A 23310-nucleotide genomic window follows, 5' to 3' on the forward strand; every position below is an offset into this window, starting at 1 on the left:
ATGTCGAGATTGATTCAGCTAACTAAGAGTAAAAGTTAACCTTTGAGCCAAGCAAAGCTTAAACTTCATCCTCTTCGACAAGGGAGTCTTCAACGCTTTTAAACTCTTCAAGTGCTGCAGTCAGCAACTCAACAATTTCACTGGCGATAACAGCGGGTGGTTGCAAGTTGTCACTGTGTTCTAACGACTCATCTTTTAACCAGGTAATATCCAGATTGGTTTTATCTCTGGCAATAATTTCATCATAACTAAACTCGCGCCAGCGACCATCCGGGCCAGGGCCCCCATCTTCTTCGCGTGGGTTTTCTTGCCAATTTGAGATGCGCTTTTTCTTATCTTCGGCGCAAAACAGTGCAACAAACTCATCGAAGTCAGTGCGAGTTAACTTGTTCGCTTTCAGTGTTTTGTGCACGTTGGTGCGGTAGTCATATACCCATACGCTTTTTGTCCATGGTTCTTTTGAAGCTGGCATTGCATCAAAAAATAGTACATTCGCCTTTACCCCCTGAGCGTAGAAAATACCAGTGGGTAACCGCAAAATGGTATGTAAGTTAAACCGATTTAACAGTACTTTGCGGATAGTTTCCCCTGTACCGCCTTCAAATAACACGTTATCAGGCAAAACAACCGCCGCCTTGCCAGTGCCGACCCGCAACATATTGCCGATGTGCTGCACAAAGTTTAATTGTTTATTTGAGGTATCAGCCCAGAAGTCAGAGCGCTCGTACGTCAGCTTTTCTTTTTCTAGCTTGCCTGATTTCTCACTAATAACCGTAATAGAGCTTTTCTTGCCAAACGGTGGGTTAGCCAACACCATATCAACTTTATTGTCGCCAACCTCTTTTGCTAGAGCGTCTGAAGTCGAAATTGGGCATTCATCGGTACCAATACCATGCAGGTACAGGTTCATTGCGCAAAGGCGCGCCACCGAATCAGAAATATCATTACCCCGAAAAGCTTCCTCTTTTAAAAAGCGCGCTTCTTTTTTTGATAACGGGCGTTCAGTGTTCTTTACAATGTAGTCATGCGCTACTGTTAAAAAGCCGCCTGTACCGCATGCAGGATCAGCAATGATTTGCATTGGCTGTGGTTGCATCACATCGACAATAGCTTCGATAATTGGGCGCGGCGTAAAATACTGACCAGCGCCTTTTTTCTCACTCTCAGCACCCTTTTGTAGCAAGCCTTCGTATATGGCACCTTTTACATCAATACTAAGCGTTGACCATGATTCTTTATTGATCATGTCAATCAACCGCTCAAGCTTAGCGGGGTCTTGGATTTTATTTTGTGCTTTTCGGAAAATAGTACCCAGTGTGCCCTTTTGGCCACCAAGCATTTCAAGTGTTTTGCGGTATTCGGTTTCAAGCTCTGCGCCATCAAGCTTAATCAGCAGCTTCCAGCGCTCGGTTGCTAAGCTTTCAGCTTCTTGCCCGCCAGCAGCACGCTCTGCTGTCATTTTTAGAAAAATAAGGTAAGTTAGCTGCTCGACGTAATCGCCATAGCCCACGCCTTCATCACGCAGCACGTGGGCATAGTTCCATACACGGTTTACAATTTCTGTAGTACTAATATTATTCATTTTGGTTCTCTAGCTTACTGCCTCAATTAATCCTTTTTCTTTAATTACTTGAGTACAAGCTGCAGTGAATGGTTTATGCTCGTTAATATAACTAACCAATTCTTCGGTTAATTGATCACAATGTGCCTGATCTCTGTTAGGTGAGCTTTCGGCTTCAATTAATCGGTCGCACAGAATACCTACCTCATCCATCAAGTCTTTCCGTTGATAATTCCATGTCCCTTCATCGAGATGATAAAACGCTATTGATTGAATGGCTCTTTCGTTCTTCCATGGATCTTGTTGCACAGAAAAAGTAGCGAGTGGCTTACCATCATTAGTATCGAAACAAATTAACTTGCAATCACCAATCACTGTCGGATCCAATAGAACAGGATGTTCATGCCTTTCACTCGCTTCATCTACAGCTCTTACATCTCCATCACGCAGAGGAAAGTATGCTCCTTTCCCAACTTTCTTTCCCGTTAGATAATCAGTAATTCGAACGTTACTAGTTGGATGAGATAAACGAAAATTAGTCCAATCAAAAGCTCGCCACCAATAGCCGGAATGAGCTACACCGTTCAATCCATGTGGCTTTTTCTTAGGTCTGTAATGCTCTACGTGTCCTTCCTGCTGCTGAAGAACTGCCTCTGAGTACCAGCATTTCATATTCCCTAAAGTCCACAAGGCAAACTTTAGATCAGACCAACGTCCACCGTTATCGTCAATAAAAGAACTACGTTGTGCAGGGGCTAACGCTTTTATCTCCGCTTTTGCAGTGTTTATATCTGTTAAGTCAGCCAATCTTTGAAGTTGTCTTTTGTCTATGTACTTCAAAATTCAGACCTCTTCGCCATCAATTTTTTTGCAATATTCGCAGCAATTCTTTTGCGAATTTCCCAAGATTCATGGTCAGGAGTGGCGTTAGCAATCTCCGGCAATTCCTTTTGAGCTTCAGTCATCGCCCTTATGTACTCTAAATACAATGGGTCACGGGCTGCATGCGAAAAATCAAGCTTGCCAAGGATAATGTTCAAGTCATGAAGTCTTTGGCGATCAGCATCAGTTTTGTCTTCTTTTAAACCCAGCTCACGTTTTTCATCAAGCAACTTCAGAGTATCCCTATCCAAGGTCGAACGTAACTTAAAGAAATCACTGGTTAGTATCGCTTGGAAGCCCATACCCTTTGGAGCGGTGGTTGGGTGATAGCTATAAATTTGACCATCAGAGTTTTTGTCTACAATCACAACTTCGTGCTTGTCTAAACCTGCAAAAGTAAGTGGGCTGTGCGTGGTAATTAAAATTTGGCTGTTTTTGGGGTCGACACCGTATTCTCTAAGGTTCTTTAATAAATCTAAGCACCAAGCCGGGTTTAAGTGTGTATCTGGCTCATCTAACAGAAATAAGCCTTCATCTTGTTGGGTAAAACGCATTAAGCCAATAATGGTCAACAGCTGTTGCTCACCCTCGCTCATTTCTTTGAAAGTGATTGGAGTATCAACATCAGTTAACTTAACTCGAATTTTCAGGCCATCACCATCCAGGCTTAGCAGGTCACTAAAAATCGTACTTTCAAGACGGGAGAAAAATACCTTTGCATCTAAGCCTTCGGCTAACGCCAAGACACTTTGTTCACTGGGTAAAAAGCAGTAACGCATTTCACCTGTTTTGGTTTGTTTAAAAGATATTTCCTTTCGTTCACTGCCTCCCATTGGGAACAAGGCTTCAGCAAATAACTTGTCCAAAAAGGGATCGACTTTGCCGGCAGCTCCCCAGAAACGGCGGTCTTTTTTCTGAGCTTTTAAGGTATTCTTTTTAGTCGAGGTGCTCCAATATGGCTCTTGCAACTTGAATAACACTGAGGAAAGATGCTCAATACCAAATTCTTCTTTTAAGAATTTTTCAGCTTCTGGATCTTTCTGTGCAAAAAACGACAATAAAGAAAACTGGCTATGGTGCGGCTTCGCTAGAAACATCGTACGCAAAGCGGCTTCTTCACCTTCTTTTTGTGCTTCATAGTAACTTCGTTCGTGATCTTCAAAAGCCTGGTTAAACCTCGCAGATATCCCCGAGTAATATCCAAACACGTAATCTGGTAGCAAGCGTTCTTCACTAAATTTTGTTTCGCCTTTAGTGTTTGTTATTGGCTGATTTCGTTGGTTAAACTCACTCTCAGTTAGCTCTGTAAACAGCGACTCAACTTCTTCAGTTGATTTACCTTTTATGAGTTCCACGTTATTAATGATCCAATACTGACGCTTATATCGCTGTACATTCTCTTTGCGAACACTTTTGCGCTTTGGTTTTTTTGATGACTCACCACTTGAAACTATTTTTATATAGCGATTTCGGCATTTGTACTTAATGCTGTATTCAAAATCAGACTCTTCTGCCAAATCGAGATCGCGAAATATCCAGGCTATCGCTTCAAGAATGTTGGATTTACCGACACCATTACGCCCAATAATGACCTGCCGCTCGGTATTCAAAGAAAAATCAACTTCAAAGTCTTTAAGATTCTTAAAGTTTTCTAAGCGCAACCAATCGATCTTCATGCCTAATCCTTTAGTTTTAACTTTAAGCTAGCGTCTTTCTCGTATGGCCAGCTTTTTAACTGTTCCTTAGTCGGAGTAACTTTTTCAAGTCGGTCGGAAAGCATAGCCAGTTCGATATAAAATTCCTCGACCTCTTCAAGCGAAAACTCGGCTAACTGCATTAATTCTTCAGGAGATACGGGTTCTTTAATAGTCTTAAGCACTGACTCTAATGACTTACGCCCTTTGGTCACTTTCTTCTCCTTTTTAGGTTTGCCTTTTGCTTCTTTCACTAGCTGCTGCTTTTCTGCGTTAATTTTTTCCAAAAGCTCTAATGCGCTTTGCGCACTCTCATTCGGTACCAATCCACCAGAAAAGGCCTTCGTTAGAATCGAAGCTTTTAACGCTGCTGAATATTTAATTTTCGAGTTTATTAAGTTCTCAGCTCTATTAGCAGCATCAAGCTTTTCGCTTACTGCTAATACTAAAGCTTGCTGTTCAGCTACCGACATCAAGGGCACTGCAACAGACTTCAGTATTTCAAGGTTTATATTCTTTTGAGCTGTTGCAGGTGCATAACGATCAAGGTTTTGTTTAGCTGTTCTAAAAAAGAACTCGATATACTCGACAGAAACCAGTTTATCGTGCGGAATAAATCCGACGATACTGTCAGGAAAGCATGCATCGATACCCAATATCGCTGTTTCAGCAATATTCGCTGCAATAGTGATACACAGAGTGCCTTTAGGCCATAACCGGCTTTGCGCTAATCCCTTTTCTGAGTATGTTTGCGTATAGGTTTTTAATACTCCGTCAGCCGCTCTAACGTCCCCAGTTTGAATGAAAGGATAACTACCACCGTACAAAACAGGATCATTTCGAGGACGATGTTTAGATTTACCACGGTTTAACTCACCTAACTGAGTAATTGTGGACCAAACCCACTGCGTCGGCAGTTCTGGTAACAGACTAACGTCCGCGACAGGAGGTACTTTATACTTTTCTTTCCACCCGTCGCCTTTTGGCAAACTACCTTTTGTAGCAAAGGCTTTTAGCTGTTCCTGCTCCCAGTTCTCACGTCGCTCAGTGAGAATTCGCTCCAGCAATTTATCGGCAGGGTCGAGCTTGCCAGCATTTTGCTCACGCCATTTTTCAGTTAGTTTGCCGGTGACAGCATCTTTTAATACCGACTGTCGGTATTGCTGTAATTTTGTTTTGGTCTGCTTTAAGCCCTCAATACCGGCATCGATATGGGAAAAAAGCTCTTCAATTTTAGAAACAATTAGTTTTTGCTGTTCTAATGGAGCTAACGGTATTGGCGTACTTTCGACTGCACTTTTACTTAATTCGACCTGATTTGTCGAACCTGATTGGATTACCCCAATACTATTTTGAACGGCTGAACTCATAATCCAATAATGGACATATTTAGCCGTTACATTAGTTGAAGGTCTAACGATTGTTATATGACTGTCAGCTACTATTCTTTCATCATTTGATAACTGTACTAAAGCCGCCCGCCCAATCGTACCTGTTCCTGTGCTATTCCACAGTATGTCGCCATTAACTAAAAACCGCTCAGATGACCATTTATCAAACTGATCTGGATGTATAAATTTCAAATGGTCTCTATCAATGCCATCCCATCTAACACATTTCTGATTTACAACTGGCAAATCTGATTTTTCAGTGTAAACAGGTGATTTTCCTCTTTGAATATACAAAGAGATCTCACCAATACTCGATACACACCAGCCTTCAGGCAAGTCGGAGCTACTAATTTCTATTGGCTTAGATCGTGTCACATCAATCTCTAATTAGGCTATTAAATAGCCATTTAATTCATTTACCATCTGACCAAGCTTGTCGCCAAACAATTGTTTGGCTTTAAGAACCCCTCCCTGCTGGTTGAACGGGGCGTAATCAAAGTCAGCCATCATCATTTCTGCGTTTTGGGCAATTTGCTGCTTAATTAAATTAAGCCACTCCAGCTGTGCTGGAGTAAATTCGGTACCCGAATGCTGTTGCTGCTGCACCCAGGCGTTAAACTTGCGCTCTACTACTTCAGGAAACGGCTCTAGTATATCTTTTAGCCCCGTCGCGTAGGAAATTAAGCTAACAATGTTGGTTAACAACGTTGCAGGAGGTAGACCTTTGACCTTCGCTGTTTCCAGCTGTTGGTAAGCCTTCCACACCTCGATAGGGGCGATATTGTACGGTGGTGCCTGAATATTTTCAGCTAATCCTTCGATTTGTTCGTAACTTAAATGCCGCTGTTGGTAGGGTTTGCTGTAAATTAGCTCAATTGCGCTCAGTTCTGCTTTATTATCGGCAATAAACTGCTTAAAGCTTTTAATAATGTGCAGGGCTTTTTCGGCATCAAAACCTGCATCCTGCAACTCGTCGGCAGAATCGTCGATAATTTGGTCGGTTTCTCGCCGTACTTTTTCAATAGTTTCCCGTACATCCGGATTATGAAACGGTTTTACAGCAGCTTCGGCAATGGGTGTGTACACTTCGTCGCGTTGCTCTTGTGTGGGTGCATCGGTGCCAAACTGAATTTTTGCCAGTTGCTCGAGGTGCTCTTCGTTGGTTGCACGGATCAGCTCGCCTGCAACTAACGCCAATGGCTTGCCCATCAGTTCACTTAACATAGCACGCTGTTTTTCGTCTAAGGTGAGATCTAAACGAACCAGCCGGTTACCCAGGCTTTGCAGCGTATCAGCCGAACGATCACCTCTGGCTATTTGTTCCATCAGTTTTTCGGTTGAAACCGATGGTTTTTTCTCCATCGCCTTACTTTCTGTTTTGTCACTTTCAGTTACACCAACGGCATCCACCAGTACAAATCGGGTTTTAGCTTTGGCGTCAGGCGTAACCTGGTGTAGCGAGTCGATGTCGATCACCCGGGTGCCCCGGCCTTTCATTTGCTCGTAGTAGGCCTGACTGCGCACATCGCGCATAAAAATGAGACACTCAAGCGGTTTAATATCGGTGCCGGTCGCGATCATATCTACCGTAACGGCAACGCGCAGCCTGGGGCTGGTACGAAACTCTGCTATGGTGTCTTCTGCCGCTTTTTTCCCCACGCGATAGGTGATTTTTTTGCAGAAGCTGTTGCCCTCGTTAAATACCTCGCGCACTTTATCGACGATACGATCAGCATGATCATCATCTTTAGCAAAGATCAGGGTTTTGGGTACCCAAGAGCGTTCGGAGAAACACTCCGGCAAGCAGCGTTCCTTAAAGGCCGTTAATACGGTTCGGATTTGGTTAGGGGCAATCACGCTGCGGTCTAACTGGGTTTTGCTATAGGCCTGATCTTGGTCCAGCACTTCCTGGCGTTGCTTTTTGGTAAGGCGGTCTCGCACTTGTACAGCGGTACCCGCCTCAATCAGATCACCCTGTTCAGTTTTTTTCGTTTTAATACGGTAAATGTCATAACCGACATTCACCTTATCGATGACTGCTTTTTCATGGGTGTATTCTGATACTAAGTTTTGATTGAAAAAACCTATGGTCTTTTTAGTAGGGGTTGCGGTAAGGCCAATAATAAAAGCATCAAAGTACTCGATAACTTGCCGCCATAGGTTATAAATTGATCTATGGCACTCATCGATAATAACTAAATCAAAGGCTTCTATTGGTATTTCGGGGTTATAACTCACTGCTCTTGGTGCACTGGAAAGCGATGTTTCTTCTATCTCATACCCTGAACGTTCGTCAGCATCATCATCCAACTCAACGCCGCTTAACTGCGAATATAAGCGCTGAATTGTTGATATGGTCACCTTTGTTGTGTCGGCCACGCCAGTTGTGCCAAGGATGTTCACGTTGTAATGCGAAGTGAATTTTCGGCCATCAACAGGGGTATCGTACTGTTCAAATTCCTTTTTGGCCTGACGGCCTAAATTGCCCCGATCGACTAAAAACAACACCCGCTTTGTTTTGGCATAATGGGCAAGGCGGAAGATTTGGGTAACGGCAGTAAAGGTTTTACCTGAACCTGTAGCCATTTGCAGTAAGGCACGAGGTTCATTTAGCTTTAACGACTTTTCGATGCCGGAAATGGCTTCAATCTGGCAGTCGCGCAGGCCATTCGTATTAAGCTCAGGTAGATCATGGAATCGGGCGCGAAGTGTTTTTTCTTCCTCCAGCCACTTCTTTAAAGTTTCGGGTTTATGAAAATGAAACACGGCGCGGCTTCGCGCTTTAGGGTCGCGGTAGTCGCAAAAACGAATTTCTGCGCTGGTGGCTTCATACGTAAACGGAAGCTCATCCATCCAACGCTGAGTAAATGCGGATTTGGAAACGCTATAACGCCCGCTTTGTTCGGCGACACCGCCCAGCGAAACGCCATCTTTCTTGGCTTCGATCACGCCACAGGCTTTGCCTGCGATAAACAGCATGTAATCAACTGGCCCGGTTGTAGTATCCATTTCCCGAATGGCAACGCCGTGCACGCCCTCTTTGGCGGCGAAAAGATTCATGCGCTTTTTGTCTTGAACTAGCCAGCCTGCATCAGTTAATTTTTTATCGATCGTAACGCGAGCTAAATCTTCGGGTTTTAACGAGCTATTCATACCTAACCTTACAAGCAAGTTATTTGTCATTGTAGGCCATCAGTTAATTAAGCAACGAACGACGTTCAATGCGTAAAGCAAAACGAATCAAGCGAGCATTTCGGCACTTGTCCGAGAAAAGAGCCCTGTTGGCAGCAACAGGGCCTTTTCGACATACTGCGCTCAAACTCAATATACTTGTAAGAGAGATATTTTAAAACCTTCGCTAAACCCTAAACAGGCACATCAGCTTTTAATGAATGAGTTCGCCTTTATCTATACGGTCTTATCATGTTCAATTAGCTTCTTATGATGTCCTATGTTAGCTCTAACCTTCCAATCTCCTCCCGCAGATACTTGAATGGGTACGGCAATACCGAATATTGTTTATGCCGGATATGTGATGGAGTTAGCAGTTCGTAAAACTTTGTCGGAACATCCGCTACATTGCCACACAGCCGGTATAAACGGCTGAAGTTGCCATAACTGGCTTTAACCGACTGCACATTAGCAGAAAAGTACATGCGATGTTCAGCGAATACCCTAAGGCCATGGTGCGCTTGCAAAAAGCCGTCCTGGCGTTTTTTGACAGATTGCCACAGTGTAATACCATAGTTCTGTAACCATTGATTTAGTTGCTCTTTTGCCTCGCTGCGCTTTAAGCTTTTATCCTCTTTAAGCACCATCTTTGCATCGGCAACCTTAATAGCACCGACTTCTGTATTTGTAGCAAGGTAATGCAGTAATAGCATACCTGCCGCATTGCCCGGGAATTGCAGACAAAACTGCTCTATTAGCGCTTTGGGTATCGCCTTACCATTACTCTGCTCTACGCTAACCAAGATCGGCAGAATCGCATTGATATCGGCTAAAGGAACAGCAGGTGTATCTGTGATAAACAGATACTCCTGCTGTTCTGGCCAATACATAAGCGGCTTTAGCTGCCAATTACTACCATTAAACATCTTGCTATGATGCGGATTAATTAATTGATTTAAAGCACCTGCTTCAACATCTGACAGCCTGCCAAAATGTAGTCTGGCATTATCGATTTGTAACGTGTAATACCTAATTTCTGCAACGCCAACACGCTGGGCAATAATGTATGTTGCGCCTAAGGCGTCAGGCATGTTGTCGATTAAAATCTGTTTTGTACTTAGCTCTAACTTTACGAACAGCTCTTTTAACAGCACTTCGTAAACATGTGAAGATAGATGCCCCTTGGCATCTATCAGGTTTTCAATTGTGCAGTTTTGAATGATAACGCCTGGGTTAGCTTGCTTAACTTGCAAATAGGGGTCTTGCCCTCTGGCATACGTATCTTTGTGGTGAGTTATCAATAAATTCAGATTATCCTGCTCGGGCTCGGCCGCACAACTTACGGAGTAACCATCAGTAATTAACTGATGCAACAAACGCTGTTCGGCCTGCTCATCGTTGGTAGTGTTTATCAAGAAAATAGGGTGTTGTAACAATCGCCCGGTTATCACTGCATAGTGTTTTTTTATCTCATTTCCCTTGGGTAACAATTCCAGATGCGACGGAAAAGATTTCAGCGCTACGCAGAACGTATCACCGTATACAGTTTTGATATCGTCAAGACACTGGCTGATAACCCCGGTTTTTGTACGCTCAAATAGCTCTAAATCCAACTCTTTTAACTCAATAGCCGCTACCCTGTTTTTAAATTTACTGGCTGCTACTTTAATGTATTCCCCTTTGACACTTTTACTAACCATCGCGGAATTTAAGTCAAGCGCGTATCTCGGTTCCATTGCATATTCGGCGTATAGCTTACCCGAAGCGTCTTGTAATTCCTCAACAGGAGTAAAAGTGACTACCTTTGCTATCAGGCAACGTGGTACTTCTCCACTATCCGTTCTTCCTGACCAATCGGCGTCAATATCGATCTCGACTGCGATGAGTTTTTTATTAGTAATTTTAGCTTTTCGGGATTTCTTGAAATTTACCAGGTAATAAAGTCCGTTCTGTTCAAACCGGCCAAGTGCGGCATTTGCCTGAGTTGATTTACGCGCCAAGGCCCGGAGTAATAACTTGTCCAAAATGTACGTCGGCGTATATTCAAAACGCACTCTTTTAACACTTACTCTTGGATCATCAAAACTGAAATTATGCTGTAGTGGCAAGAGCACGTAATATCGCTTGCTGTAGTAGTCATCGACCATTGATAAAACGCAGCCGGTTTTATACAACAAGCTTGGGATTGTCCGTTTAATCTCAGCTTTTTCTTGTTTGTCTGCAGCATGCTGATAACTGATAGAGTAAATGTCGTACTGCTTCGCCAACGCCGGCATATCAAACTGAGTTGCCGCAATATAAGTTGTGAGCACCGGAATGCCTGAAGGGGTTATTTTCGCCATTTTAGCTCTCCGTACACTCGCTGTTTAAACACCAAAGCGTCAACGCTTTTAATGCATCACTGCAAACCACTGCAGATGCGCTATCAATAAGGCCTGAGATTTCCAGTATCTTTGCTTGCTGGCTTGAGCATTGCCTGAAATCGAGGTCGAGATAACGTATTCTGCTTTTGCCCTGCGCAAAAAGGTTGATGTAGACAAACTGATTGCAAAGCCCCTGCAGGTGTAATTCTTTAAGTTTGCCAATTGTGCGGGGAGTCGGCACTTGGTCAACAGACCAGAATTTCACATCTAAGCCAAGGCTACAGTCACCTTTTTCCAGCAACGCATCCAAACACTCAAAATAAGCTGCCGGCATCTCTTGCCAATTGAACCCTGCCCCAATGAGCACCGCCTTTACAGCTTGTTCAGCGATTGCGGGCAAATACACATTCGTGAACAGATACGGCACCATCACCCAACCTTCTTCCGGCCAATTCAGCTGGTACCCCTGCGCTAAAAAGCTCTGTCGGATATGAGTATTCAGACTCAGTACCGGCAAAGGCGTATTTTCATAACTGACGACTTTACCTGAACTAACTTCGTCAAAAAAACGATAGTTTTCCAGGTTACCATCCGGGTCACCGTCATATCTATACTGCGGAAGTGGCGAATTCTCTGGAAGCTGCAGGTATAAGGTAGGCCAAGTTGCATCTTGAACCGGTAACACCGGATGCTTTAATAGCTGCTCGCGTATAGCTTGCCAAGCGCTAACGTCTGATGGCAGTACTCGATCAGATTTAAACAAGCGAGCTAGCAAGCCTGAGATCATCAGGCCAGCATCGATATTGTTGTTCCGGGCAATATTGAGTAGCCGCTGCTCTACAAAGCTACTGGCCGAAGGCTGCGATGCCAGTTTGGCCTTTTGCACTATAGCAACATATTCATGCGATAAAAGTTCGTGCTGACGAGGGTCAGCAGACAATAGCTGTATCAGTTTAGCATCTGCATAGATGTGAATAGATTTTTGCTTAAACTCAGTACGCGCCATTCGACCAACAGCTTGCTCTATATACTTTCGACTTGCCCACTGGTAATCCTCAAGCTTGTAATATTCTTGAAGTAATCGAGGATCTTTCTCACCGCGCAACACATCATTGCAAAGTTTTTTTGTAGCGTTGTGGGATAAGTCGCCGGCGGCTTTTAACGACATAAATTGATGCAACAGTTTTAGCTGCCTTAGTTTAAAATCCACGTCAGATTCAAGCAGTCTGGTCGGCTTCTCCAGAAAAATAGTGTCAATATCTGACTTGACCTTAGCACCGTTAAGCTGCTCCAAACCAGTATATTTAAGCTTTGAAGCCAGCAGCTTATCCTCTACAAGGTAGTCTGGGTTTTTGCCTGCTCCCATTGATTTATAAGTCGAAATTACCACAACTTTATCTGCAGTTTTACTAAGTGCAGCTAAAACTTCTTCATAACGGCCTTTGTGCATGGCTGCCGCATTTACACCAAAGAATATTTGGACTTTAGTGCCTTTCTCCTTCGCAAATTTGCTGACACTGTGTTGAATAAAACTCATCAAGGCGGGGTAGGTATTTTCATCTATTGTCCGATTAAGTAAAGCGAGCATATAGCGATTATCAGGCAGTCCAACGAACTGATGAATGGCACGCAGCAGCTTTGCCACCCAACTTCTAAAATAAGCACTCCCGTCGTCAGGATCAGGCATAAGGTTATCTAAATACAACGAGCGAGCTCTGGAGTTGCTCCCCTCTGCCTCGGCTAGCAAAAAATTGTCGTCGGCATAGTTAAAGCTAACATCAACCGTGACACTCTCTCGTTGGTAATTGCGCCGGCTTTGATAGTAGTCACCAATAAATTTTCGGTGCTGTGGCTCTAAATCAATAAAATTGTGCTTTAAGCGCGCTCTTAAATATTCCATATCAAAGTTATGAATTACGGTTCTTGCCGTTGCGGTAGCACTAATACCCAGAATAACGGCCCCCTCCTCAACCATCATTGCCAGTAGCCCAGTCGGTGTTATACTCAAACCGTTTAAATAGCAACTAACCGTATCTCGCACGCCTGCATTTTGGCTGATGTCGATACTCTTAAAGCCTTTAGTGTGATAGCTGCGGCCAGATGCCAGCTTTTGTTTGTTTTTCATATTTAAGCGATGAGTGTCAAACGCATTGAAAACAGCGTCACTAAATTGGCTTAGGTTGTAATGCTCAAGAATGGATAAAACGGCATCTTGCAGCAGAGAGTTTCTAGTCGCATTGTCCTTTGTGAGTGCACCAAGGTTTTGCTGATAGCGCGAAACCGCAAGCATCATACTTTGCAAAAAGCGTTGATATATGTGGTCTGCATCATTTAAAAACTGCAATAAATCATTTGAAATTTCATCGTTTAAATCTTCCTTTGGTACAACAGATATAAGATTTTTCTGTAATACCTCATTGCGCTCCAAAGCCAGAGTATTGGTGGTATTACTGGCCAAGGCTTCGTATTCCTGCGCTTTCCGATGGAATATTGAGTGCACTGTCAGTCGGTCGGAAAATAGCCTCACCGGAGAGTCGGCTAAGGTTTTGCCCGAAGTATTAAACGCGAATTCCATTCGCCATTTTCTTTGAAACTCATTGAGTTTTTGTCTGACTTCGTCAAAAACGTCATCAACACCACGGTACCGTTCCGAGTTTTCTAATTTAAATACCTGGAAGTTGGACAACAGAGTGCGGATGACTTGCAACAGATCTTCTGCTTTGTTGTTGAGCAACTCGGAGAGAATTTCTGAGTTTTGCTTATCGACCTCATCAATGATTAGCCATTGTCGATTTAACTCTCTTAACGGCCGATACTTTCCTTTTACTGTATCGATGCCTTTCAGATACTTTTTTGTTGTCATAAACATGACATGAGCTTTACCTGACACAACTCTTTCGCCAGGTATCAACCTCTCAAGTAAGCACTGCTGGCTTTCATTGAGCCGCACTGGTGCGTCAGATTGCTGCACAGTCTGAATATACCGCACCAATTTTGAATAAAATTGCTGAGCGTATTTATTTACGCTGCTGTTTATAGCTTCGTTAGGATGATGGCCAGCCAAATCCCGCAGAGCATGAATTTCTCTCCAATCATTAAATAGCTCAGAGTTTTGCAAGTCAAAAAGCTGCAGTATTTTCTCAATGTCTGATGGTGCCGTATCAAGTAACTGATTTTTCTGACTGGGAAGATAAACGATACGATCTCGAAGAATACTCTTTTCATCTGCAGATAAACTGTTTTCAGAATCAATATGCTTATTAATTTCAGCAAAGGCACTTTTGACATTATCTATAGAGTCAGTAATGAAAATTACCGGCCGCTTTTCTGCATCTTGTTTATCTTGCCAGACCATATCCCAGAGAATTAGTTTTAGTGCTGAGTATGTCTTACCGATGCCAGTCTGAAACGGTAACGGAAAAAATGCACCCTGGTCGCACTGTTGGTCGTGCAGATAAGGTGACAACAAAAGTTCATTCACCAGAGTGCACAGTGGATTCTGATCACACAGTGATGCTTTTATCGCCTTGAAGTCCATAGTGAGTTCCTGTGATCGGTAAAGTTTTTACTTACTGCAGAATACGCTTTTTAATAAATCCCGCCAGACTGTATACCCAAACAGTGTACGGTTAACATACACATATTCATACTCAGTAATAACGCAGAATATTAAATATCTGAAAAAAATCATCTTTTATTGCTACACTTTTGCCAAAGACTCGAGAGTATCGACTTATATGCTTGCAAACAATACAGGTTTTCTGATGCCGAAACAGAATAGCAATATTGGCTGGCCAATCCGCTGGGAGCTGCTGATGCGTTACAGGCTGATTGAAATTGTCGCACTTTGGGAAGGCCGCTTAACTACGAACCATCTTTGCAACAGCTTTGGCATTGCTCGCCAACAGGCATCGAAAGATATCAATGCCTACAAACGCGATGTTGGGCCTGGTAATCTGGTGTACGATAGCAAACTAAAAGGCTACAAGCCGTCTGATAACTTTACGCCTAAAGTAACCAGCGGCCTTACAGATGAGTACCTGCATGCATTGGCTAGTATCAAAGATTTCACTCACACTTTTAGTCAGCTGGACTTAGGCTTTGCCCATACTGAAATGCTAACGCCTCCACTTCGGCAGGTGAACCCTGATATTCTTCGTGCATTGGTGCAAGCCGCACGAGATGGCAATAAAATTGACATGAGCTATGTATCACTGACTTCACCCGATGAGGAGAGCCGCATTATTGCGCCACATACGCTGGTGTGTACGCCACTTCGTTGGCATATGCGAGCATATTGCGAAAAAAACCGCGACTTTAGGGATTTTGTGTTAAGCCGTTTTCGCGGCATAAACGGCATCGAGGGTGATGCCGAGATGACAAAAGAGCAGGATGAGCGCTGGAATAACAAAGTCGATATCGTATTAGTGCCTGATTCCAGATTAAGCGCCTATCAAAAAGCCATTATTGCTGAAGATTACAATATGGTTGGCGGCAAACGGGTTATCTCGGTACGCTCTGCCCTGGTGCCTTATGCAGTACAGGCCTTAAATCTGGATCTGGCAAAAATAGAAGCGCGCCCAGAAGCTCAGCAGATCATGGTGGCAAACCTGGAAGAAGTTAAACTGCATGCGTTCTGAGCAAGAGTTTGTACTAACTTAAATTTAACCCACTGCTTTGCTTGTCTTGAATCATTGCAGTGTCCAACTCAGGTCCAACATGCAGCCGTAGACTTTTAACGATATTAAGCTGGGCTTTCTCGGCATGCCGTTGCCAGGACTTTTCGCTTGAGACATCAACCTGATGCTTAAAGCTCAGCGCCAAGTAGTAACGCTTATCCAGCGGCAAGCAGTAGTGATCTGTTCGGGTAATGCTCTCCCCCCTTCGTTCCTGATAAAACACCCAATCAAACCCATGCATCGAGATAACTTGTGCCGGCTTTAACGGTGGAAAACCGAAACTCTGAATTTGCAAGCGAGCATGCTCTTCCAACCGGTCTTTTCGGCCAGTAGCCCCGCGTGATGCGGCATCTTCCGCTTCTGCTTCCAGTTTCTTTCTTTGTTGCGTATTCCATCCCAAGCCCTGGCCGTTGCCTTCTGGGCCAATAACTTCGGAGTTGTAGTGCGCATCGTATTCATCGGTTACATGCTGCGCTAACTCATTTCTGTTTAATGCATTAACGGCATCAGGTACTTTTTTGATTTTCAGTTGCAGCCAAAGCACACCATACTCGCCGCCGTCGAACCTTATGATAGGTGCCAGATAACACCAGCCTTCGGTATGAACATGAACACCATAATGATGCCAGTCTTGCTCTGCATTTGCTTCAAACCAGCCTTGTGCCCGGAATGGAAAATTAATCTGTTTGGGTTGCTCGTACGAGGCAATGTTTGAGTAAGGCAGCATCAACTCCAGCCGGTATTCCTCCAGCCTGAGCGTGAGTTTATGCAGTTTGTTAAAATCCGGACCGCCAGCAAAACCCTGCCACCAATTTTTGAGTAACTGCATCAGCTCTTACCAACATGTTTGTTGATATAACGCTGCACCTGCGCCGCCTTTTTATGGTTGCCAAACATTCGTAATTGCTCTTTGTAAGTTTCAATACCCAGATACGGTAACGTATGTGGGCTAACACCAGGTTCAGAATCTTTGCCAAACACAAGGCCACAAAACTTTATGCTACGGCATAAGCTACTGGCCGATAAATCATTACCGCCGGCTAGGTTAGGTACTAAATCAAACGGGTTATTCCTAACAGCTACTATTTTCATCCCCAGCCCAGCGGCCAGTTGCGATAACCTTTCGACATTTGCGCCACTACCATGCAGAGCCAATTGCTGGGTCGTTAACCTGCCGCCATAGTTTGCCCGATAATGCAGTAACGCCGCATTAAAGATAATCGCGCCCTGGCTGTGTGCTACCCACTTTATGGCTTTACCACTTTTTTGAGCATGCGACAGTATCGCCGCTAGGTGCTGGGCGTTGTGCGATTTGGTTCTGCTTAGTTTATCAAACATGCATTCGGCAAGGTCTAACTTCCAGCCATCGCTTGGGTTATGAAATAGCGTGTAGCCTGCAATGCCATCTGCGCTATAAGCAGCCTGTGCATGTACGCCCATTAACCAGGCAGCTTTATTAAGCTCATTTTGCATGCCATTAACAGCGGCATGCTCAGTCTGTACATGAGGCACGGCTTCTCGGGCTATCCAAGCACCGGTAAGCGTTTTAATGCCATCGCTGGGTGTTGGGCCATTATAGTTGGCATTGCTTTCACGGCTAACGTTGTACAGTGTGGTTCTCTCATTGGCGATATTGTTTTTGGTACCCAGCACATTTCTGTCGAAGTAAATGTCATCAATAACAACCTGGCCGGCTCCGTTTGTTTTGTACTCCAACAAGTAATGATAACTGCGAAATGGATAACGCGTGCGATAGATACGGCGAAAAGGGTTCAGGCTGTGCTTTGTCGAATAAGTAGAATTGGGGAAGCGGGTGATATAGTCAATCTCTTTCATCACCTGCTGCTGATCGTAATCATTCAGGCTGGCAAGCATCAACAGTGCCTGATGCGTCAATTGCCAGTGATTGTTTAGATACTGCGACGGTAAACGGATACCGTGTTCCTGTGCTAGACTTTTATCTAAACCACTGTAATTAAAAGCCTGAACTTTGCCTGTGTGCATCCAGCTCATTTTTTGAACTCCATTTCAGCGAAACTTTTATCAAAAGAGTAACATTAAACACGAAATACACACAACACCGCAAGTATTAACCTTACTGTATTCACTACCAGCATAATGGCATGCAATGCGGTCTACAAATCACGCTCATTAATTCGTTCCAGTATCCAATTTAGTATTTCCTCTTCCACCCACGCTACCATCCGGACACCCAGTTTCACCGGCTTTGGAAAGCGCTCTTCAGCAATAAACTTATAAACGGTTGAACGCGCCAAGCCAGTACATTCCATAACGGCTTTTAATTTCCTTAGTTTCATGGTCGGATCCTCATATTAGTCTAGATCATGTGCCTATTGTGTAATTTTTAACTGTAAGCTAGTACCGGTTAATTGAGATAGCGACATTAGGGGAAGGCCGGCTAACCACTAACCATTTGTGTAATAGCTTTGGCTTTGCCCGCCAGCAGGCATCAAAGGACATTAATGCCTATTTGCGCGATGTCACGCCCGGCAACCTAATATACGACGGTAAGCTTAAGGGGTAAAACCCGCACCTGATTTTTCACCCAAGCTTACCAGCGGCCTGGCAGATGAATACCTGCATGCACTGGCAAGCATTAAAGACTTTGCCCATACCTTTAGCCAACTCGATTTAGGCTTTGCCCACACTGAAATGCTAACGCCGCCACTACGTCAGATAAACCCTGATATTCTGCGGGCACTAGTGCGGGCCGCGTGAGACGGTAAAAAGATCGATATGGGTTATGTATCGCTCACCAGCCCAGATGAAGAAAGCCGCATCATCGCCCCGAACACACTGGTTTGTACCCCACTTCGCTGGCACGTGCGTGCTTACTGTGAAAAGAACCGGGAGTATCGTGATTTTGTGCTTAGTCGGTTTCGCGGCATAAATGGCATCGAAGGCGATGCCGATATGACTATACATCAGGACGAGCGCTGGAATACCAAAATAGACATCGTGCTAATGCCAGATTCCAGGTTAAGCGACTATCAAAAAGCCATTATTGCCGAGGATTACAACATGACCGACGGTAAGCGGGTAGTACCAGTACGCTCTGCCCTAGTACCCTACGCCGTGCAGGCGCTTAACCTGGACCTGGCCAAAAAAGAAGCGCGCCCGGAGGCGCAACAGATAATGGTGGCGAATTTGGATGAGGTTATACGGCATACGTTTTATGCTTACGGTAAGTAGTTCTGAATGCTACCGGGTTGTAGCTTCCGCCAGGTTAGTAGTATTCGCCGCTCTTTACTGATTCGTTTATTCAATTACCACTAGTATCAAAATGCAGAATTCAGCCTAGAGCGAGTAACTCAATATGATAAACGTGACGCACCTGAGCTGAGCATTACGCTTATTACTGTTGTTTGTCTGAACTGTCAATCAGCCCAAAATAGGCTGTCTACAGTGCAAAATACAAAGGCTCACTTCATGAACCTTCCCGTTTAGAGTACTTTCACAGTAGGAATGCCATTACATACAACTAACTCAGCAATATGCCATTCAATGGATGTTTCACTTAGCTTCGATGGAAAATGCAACTGCATGCGTTCGGCTCCAATGACAATTTGGCAGCGCAAAGACTCGGAAGTCATCATACCAGTTCTTGAGTAATTCGTTGCTATCACCTTATAGCGGCTGAATAACCAACGGCTGATATCAATACGCTCTTTCCCTGGTCCCGTTCTCACATCACAATCAAAGCAAGAAAAAGGTGAAGCATCAACAGCACCTCTGTTCCGAAAATCAACCGTGTTTATAACCTGTCCACTTGAACTTATCATTTGCAAGGAGAGGTCCATGTCATCGAGAGTATCATCCCACTCAAGTTGTATATAACCAACAAATCCTTGACCAATTGCCTCTAAATCATTACTTAAAGTTTGAACTGGTTGTGTTTCTGCTAGATCTGACTCCGGGGAAACTCCAGGAAATAGAGCATTGCGGATTGATTCACTTACAACCTTTTCTGAGAGCTCTTTTAACGGCGTTGCGTCTCCAATGAATTTCGTACGCGCTTGAAGTTCAGGAGACAAGTTTTCTCTCAAAGTATTTTCATCTGCTGGCCCGTGATTAACAAGATGGACGATAGCTTGAGGACAACTGCGGGCGTAATCTGCTGCAGCTTGTATGAAATTCTGTTTACTAGCATTTAAGTAATGCTTGCATTCAAGCACATAAGTCGTTTGCAATCCGGAAGATTTAGAGATATCAACCTGCAATACACGAAAATCAGGCTGTATACCTTTCTTTCGTTTAGAGCTCTGGCCCACCAACGCTGAACGCAATTCAGCCCATACATCGTACTGTTTGTTGTTCCAATTAAATGTTGCTAAACGGCTCCCCCCGAAGGCGAATGAGAGCACATTATCCACAAGATGAAAACGCACATCTGAAACGACACTTCGAATTACAGCTAACATCCTTGTACCAACCCAAACTGAATAAAGCTCGTGCCGACGACGCCAAGCCGGTAGATTCAAGATGTCTAACAGCTCTTTAAATGTGTTCTCTATCCAAATATGAGACCACTCAATTTTACTTAGTTCAGTATTTAGCATGTTGAAAACATCTGCAGGTGTTAGTTCTTCGGAGTTTATCTGTGTTGATAGTACACGAGCCCCTTCTAAAACGCCGATATCCCAAAAATCGGTGGCTGCAATTAACTGACTCCTAGTTTCATCACTTAACAATTCTGAACAACCAGCCTGCCCTACTTGGCGACGTGTATCTCCATACTTCAACCAAAGCTCCCTAAAAGCGGATACCAGCTCCGTAATCGCGCGTAGTTGTGTGTCTACGTTTTGATGTCCTGTTTTCTTAATTGGACTCACTGCAGGGAAATTTTCAGGCGGCCGGCTACTAAGATAGTTCGGAATAAATTTCCTTAAAGTACCAGAAAGTGACCACATCACTTCAGATTTAGGTAATTTTGGTCGTTTTTCAAGAACACTTTGAGTGCGTTGTACAGTTTCTCGAAACTCCCCAAGCGTTGCCTTAATTGGATCATTTACCTCATCAAATTTAAATTCAACACTAAGTTGATTCGATGCCTGTAAAGCATTTGCCTCGATTAATAAATCCAAAATGTCTTGCATCATTCGTGCAAAACCGCTTTGGCTTTTCAGCACTTCGATAAGAAACGTTTCAGTACTTACTGTGGGATTAGGTAATGCAGCATCATTTCGCAACCAGGCCTCAAGTGATAGGGCATTGTCTGGGATGTTGAGGGCTAATCTCAAAGCATCTTCAATGTCAGCATCCCTACCAGGCTTCCCTTTACCAAGCTTCAACTCCAATCCAGCTTTTGAGCACAAGCATTTCCATAGTTCAGCAGGCGACGTAATCATAACAAGCTCCATTTTTAAGAAATCTATCCGTACATAAACATCTAGCTTCTCGGTGTAGATAAAGGTTAGATTATCGCCGAAGGATTTGAATTGAAATAATTTAAGCTCTAAATCTGTTAGAAATCCAACGAGTCTATTCAACTGGGAGTGACCTTTAGCTTGTCTTAGTTTGAGTTGTAGCCTGTTGTCAGTTTCTTTACTTCAAAAGTAAGCTTAATTATTTTCTGACTAGCTATCTCGAGTTAATACCTTCTCCTGTATCCACTCCTGTATTTCACTCTCCACCCACGCCACCATTCTGGCGCCGAGTTTTACCGGCTTTGGAAAGCGGTCTTCTGCGATAAATTTATAAATAGTTGAGCGAGCCAATCCGGTGCAATCCATTACAGCTTTCAATTTCATTAGTTTCATTGGTAGGTCCTCATAATCATTCAGACCATGAGCACCCTGTGTATTTCTTAACTGGGATCTCACCAACTAACCGCATCAAACTAAATCGAAAAAATATTAGGCCTATATCACCTCAATGCATACGCAGAGCTATTAAACGAGGAGATACACCATGGCACCAAAACCTACCCCAGCTGAAGTCGTCAACTGGTCTGTCGCTGCACTAACCGTTTTGGATAAGGCGGCATCACTGATAGCCAAGAAGTACGCGCGAAAAGATATGTTTACTAACCCCCAAGCCACCAAAGACTTTCTTACTTACAAAATGAACCAGCATGACCGTGAAGTATTCGCAGTGATGCTACTTGATAACCAACATCGGTTAATTGAGTTCAGAGAGCTGTTCTACGGAACAATTGATGCCGCACCGGTCTATCCCAGGGAAGTGGTAAAGCTGGTTTTGGAGAAAAATGCTGCTGCGGTTATTTTTGCCCATAACCACCCTTCGGGCGTGTCAGAACCTTCGGCCGCAGATCGGCGCATCACACAACGGTTAAAAGAAGCGTTAGCACTTGTCGATGTGAAAGTGCTGGACCACATCATCGTAGGTGAGACTCCCGTTTCGTTTGCAGAACGTGGTTTGCTCTAGCAAACGCACATCCAAACCTACTTTCTAGCGGCATAAATCCCAAGTTCCCAAATTGCTCTTTTGGGAACTTGGGTATCGCTATAAATCAATAAGTTACACCGACGCACTTGGTTGAAGTGCTCAAAACGGAGTTTTAATTTAAAAGAGGAAGTTGACGATGGCAGAAGTTCACGCAGTCAAAAGCCTGGATAAGGTGAAACTGATCAGTCACCTACTTGAGCGTAATTACAGCCAGCAAGTAGCAGATGTCTGGAATATTGGCTTAAACCTGGCTCTTCGCATATCCGATCTGTTATCAATCCGCTTTTCGGATGTTTGCGAAGATCGCCTGTTGCTGATTGGGTAATCATCCCATTTTTAATGGACGTTAGAAGTAGAAGCTTGTGTTAATAAAGCCTTTTTAAATTTCGGTGGTATGCCACCAATGGCTTTGTTTGGTCGTTCATTGTTGTAAAACCAGAGCCATTCTGTCGCATGATCTTGCACCTCGGCAATACTGTTAAATAAATATTGGTTTAACCATTCGTAGCGAACGGTGCGGTTGTACCGCTCCACATACGCATTCTGCTGTGGATTGCCAGGCTGAATAAACTTCAGTTCAACATCATGTTTTTCAGCCCACTCAGCCAGTAAAGCGCTGATGTATTCCGGGCCATTGTCACTAAGGATCTGCCTGGGTTTTCCTCGCCATTCAATAACGTGATTAAGTGTGCGTACGACGCGTTCAGCCGGTAGCGAGAAGTCGACTTCAATCGCCAAACCTTCACGGTTAAAATCGTCAATGATGTTCAGCAACCTGAAGCTGCGACCATCTTCAAGCTGGTCATGCATGAAGTCCATAGACCAACACTCGTTTATTGATTCAGGCACGGCCAGTGCGTCTGGTTTCTCGCGCTTTAAGCGCTTCTTAGGCTTTATCCGTAAATTAAGCTCCAGCTCCCGATAAATCCTCAACACCCGCTTGTGGTTCCAACTGAAGCGTTTCACGTTGCGTAAAAAGTAAAAACACATACCGAAGCCCCAATTGCGATGAACCTCGGTTAGACGGAGTAGCCAATCAGCAATTTTTGCGTTCTCGTCACTCAGTTTCGCCTGATAGCGATAACAGGTTTCGCTAATCCCAAACAGGGCACACGCTAACTTGATGGCAATGGAGTGGGT

The 23310-nt window shown here is 44.0% G+C and carries 15 protein-coding genes and 2 pseudogenes; 4 read left to right on the forward strand and 13 right to left on the reverse strand.

The genetic code is table 11. The features are described 5' to 3' along the window. Positions 1-58 precede the first annotated feature (58 nt). The 7 genes from ABC502_RS18245 to ABC502_RS18275 all read right to left on the reverse strand — a co-directional run bounded on the left by ABC502_RS18245 (position 59) and on the right by ABC502_RS18275 (position 14600). Entirely contained in the window at positions 59-1582 is a 1524-nt protein-coding gene (locus ABC502_RS18245) for a class I SAM-dependent DNA methyltransferase (RefSeq protein ID WP_345916881.1), read from the reverse strand. A 9-nt stretch (positions 1583-1591) separates the two neighbouring features. Continuing rightward, on the reverse strand, positions 1592-2401 hold the full coding sequence (locus ABC502_RS18250; RefSeq protein WP_345916882.1) for a hypothetical protein: 810 nt from the start codon (positions 2399-2401) through the stop codon (positions 1592-1594). Beyond that, complete coding sequence (locus ABC502_RS18255; protein ID WP_345916883.1) at positions 2398-4119, reverse strand: AAA family ATPase; 1722 nt, start codon at positions 4117-4119, stop codon at positions 2398-2400. The genes ABC502_RS18250 and ABC502_RS18255 overlap by 4 nt, the downstream gene beginning before the upstream one ends. Before the next feature lie 2 nt (positions 4120-4121). Continuing rightward, positions 4122-5903, reverse strand: coding sequence for a restriction endonuclease subunit S (locus tag ABC502_RS18260; protein WP_345916884.1), 1782 nt, complete (start codon positions 5901-5903; stop codon positions 4122-4124). Positions 5904-5915: 12 nt separating this feature from the next. Further along, positions 5916-8681, reverse strand: a complete 2766-nt coding sequence (locus tag ABC502_RS18265; RefSeq protein WP_345916885.1) for a DEAD/DEAH box helicase family protein — start codon at positions 8679-8681, stop codon at positions 5916-5918. Between the two features lie 296 nt (positions 8682-8977). Next, positions 8978-11041 (reverse strand): hypothetical protein, encoded by a 2064-nt coding sequence (locus ABC502_RS18270; protein WP_345916886.1) that lies wholly within the window; start codon positions 11039-11041, stop codon positions 8978-8980. A gap of 1 nt (position 11042) precedes the next feature. Beyond that, a complete protein-coding gene (locus tag ABC502_RS18275) occupies positions 11043-14600 on the reverse strand; it encodes a hypothetical protein (RefSeq protein WP_345916887.1) in 3558 nt (1185 codons plus the stop codon). A 226-nt stretch (positions 14601-14826) separates the two neighbouring features. Here ABC502_RS18275 and ABC502_RS18280 point away from each other — a divergent pair, with 226 nt between their 5' ends. After that, positions 14827-15702, forward strand: a complete 876-nt coding sequence (locus tag ABC502_RS18280; RefSeq protein ID WP_091339389.1) for a WYL domain-containing protein — start codon at positions 14827-14829, stop codon at positions 15700-15702. A 13-nt stretch (positions 15703-15715) separates the two neighbouring features. Here the strand turns inward: ABC502_RS18280 and ABC502_RS18285 are convergent, their stop codons facing one another. From ABC502_RS18285 to ABC502_RS18295, 3 genes are all read right to left on the reverse strand, one after another. Further along, positions 15716-16570 carry a hypothetical protein gene (locus ABC502_RS18285; RefSeq protein ID WP_091339392.1) on the reverse strand — a complete coding sequence of 285 codons (855 nt, stop codon included), beginning with the start codon at positions 16568-16570 and terminating at the stop codon, positions 15716-15718. Continuing rightward, positions 16570-17754 carry a hypothetical protein gene (locus tag ABC502_RS18290; RefSeq protein WP_091339394.1) on the reverse strand — a complete coding sequence of 395 codons (1185 nt, stop codon included), beginning with the start codon at positions 17752-17754 and terminating at the stop codon, positions 16570-16572. The genes ABC502_RS18285 and ABC502_RS18290 overlap by 1 nt, the downstream gene beginning before the upstream one ends. A gap of 122 nt (positions 17755-17876) precedes the next feature. Next, on the reverse strand, positions 17877-18059 hold the full coding sequence (locus tag ABC502_RS18295; RefSeq protein ID WP_091339397.1) for an AlpA family transcriptional regulator: 183 nt from the start codon (positions 18057-18059) through the stop codon (positions 17877-17879). 71 nt (positions 18060-18130) lie between these two features. Between ABC502_RS18295 and ABC502_RS18300 the strand changes: the two are divergent. Continuing rightward, positions 18131-18954: pseudogene (locus tag ABC502_RS18300) on the forward strand (WYL domain-containing protein). Between the two features lie 251 nt (positions 18955-19205). Here the strand turns inward: ABC502_RS18300 and ABC502_RS18305 are convergent. Together ABC502_RS18305 and ABC502_RS18310 are read right to left on the reverse strand one after the other, a co-directional pair. After that, positions 19206-21251: a hypothetical protein gene (locus ABC502_RS18305; protein WP_345916888.1), complete on the reverse strand. Its 2046-nt coding sequence runs from the start codon at positions 21249-21251 to the stop codon at positions 19206-19208. Positions 21252-21338: 87 nt separating this feature from the next. Beyond that, positions 21339-21521 (reverse strand): AlpA family transcriptional regulator, encoded by a 183-nt coding sequence (locus tag ABC502_RS18310; protein ID WP_091339404.1) that lies wholly within the window; start codon positions 21519-21521, stop codon positions 21339-21341. Positions 21522-21672: 151 nt separating this feature from the next. On the opposite strand from ABC502_RS18310, the gene radC reads away from it, so the two are divergent. Together radC and ABC502_RS18320 are read left to right on the forward strand one after the other, a co-directional pair. After that, positions 21673-22149 carry a DNA repair protein RadC gene (gene radC / locus ABC502_RS18315; protein ID WP_091339406.1) on the forward strand — a complete coding sequence of 159 codons (477 nt, stop codon included), beginning with the start codon at positions 21673-21675 and terminating at the stop codon, positions 22147-22149. Positions 22150-22306: 157 nt separating this feature from the next. After that, positions 22307-22486, forward strand: a pseudogene (locus ABC502_RS18320) (site-specific integrase); the annotation flags it as partial. A gap of 20 nt (positions 22487-22506) precedes the next feature. Here ABC502_RS18320 and ABC502_RS18325 read toward each other — a convergent pair. Continuing rightward, the coding region (locus ABC502_RS18325) for an IS3 family transposase (protein ID WP_345916889.1) at positions 22507-23310 on the reverse strand (804 nt) is incomplete at its 5' end.

This window comes from Alkalimonas sp. NCh-2 (assembly GCF_039631345.1).
Lineage (GTDB): Bacteria > Pseudomonadota > Gammaproteobacteria > Enterobacterales > Alteromonadaceae > Alkalimonas > Alkalimonas mucilaginosa.

Bases quoted from the DNA above. Each gene is read 5' to 3' on its own strand.
- ABC502_RS18245 (WP_345916881.1), bottom strand. From the start codon at position 1,582: ATGAATAATATTAGTACTACAGAAATTGTAAACCGTGTATGGAACTAT.
- ABC502_RS18255 (WP_345916883.1), bottom strand. From the start codon at position 4,119: ATGAAGATCGATTGGTTGCGCTTAGAAAACTTTAAGAATCTTAAAGAC.
- ABC502_RS18265 (WP_345916885.1), bottom strand. From the start codon at position 8,681: ATGAATAGCTCGTTAAAACCCGAAGATTTAGCTCGCGTTACGATCGAT.
- ABC502_RS18270 (WP_345916886.1), bottom strand. From the start codon at position 11,041: ATGGCGAAAATAACCCCTTCAGGCATTCCGGTGCTCACAACTTATATT.
- ABC502_RS18275 (WP_345916887.1), bottom strand. From the start codon at position 14,600: ATGGACTTCAAGGCGATAAAAGCATCACTGTGTGATCAGAATCCACTG.
- ABC502_RS18280 (WP_091339389.1), top strand. From the start codon at position 14,827: ATGCCGAAACAGAATAGCAATATTGGCTGGCCAATCCGCTGGGAGCTG.
- ABC502_RS18285 (WP_091339392.1), bottom strand. From the start codon at position 16,570: ATGCAGTTACTCAAAAATTGGTGGCAGGGTTTTGCTGGCGGTCCGGAT.
- ABC502_RS18290 (WP_091339394.1), bottom strand. From the start codon at position 17,754: ATGAGCTGGATGCACACAGGCAAAGTTCAGGCTTTTAATTACAGTGGT.
- ABC502_RS18295 (WP_091339397.1), bottom strand. From the start codon at position 18,059: ATGAAACTAAGGAAATTAAAAGCCGTTATGGAATGTACTGGCTTGGCG.
- ABC502_RS18310 (WP_091339404.1), bottom strand. From the start codon at position 21,521: ATGAAACTAATGAAATTGAAAGCTGTAATGGATTGCACCGGATTGGCT.
- radC (WP_091339406.1), top strand. From the start codon at position 21,673: ATGGCACCAAAACCTACCCCAGCTGAAGTCGTCAACTGGTCTGTCGCT.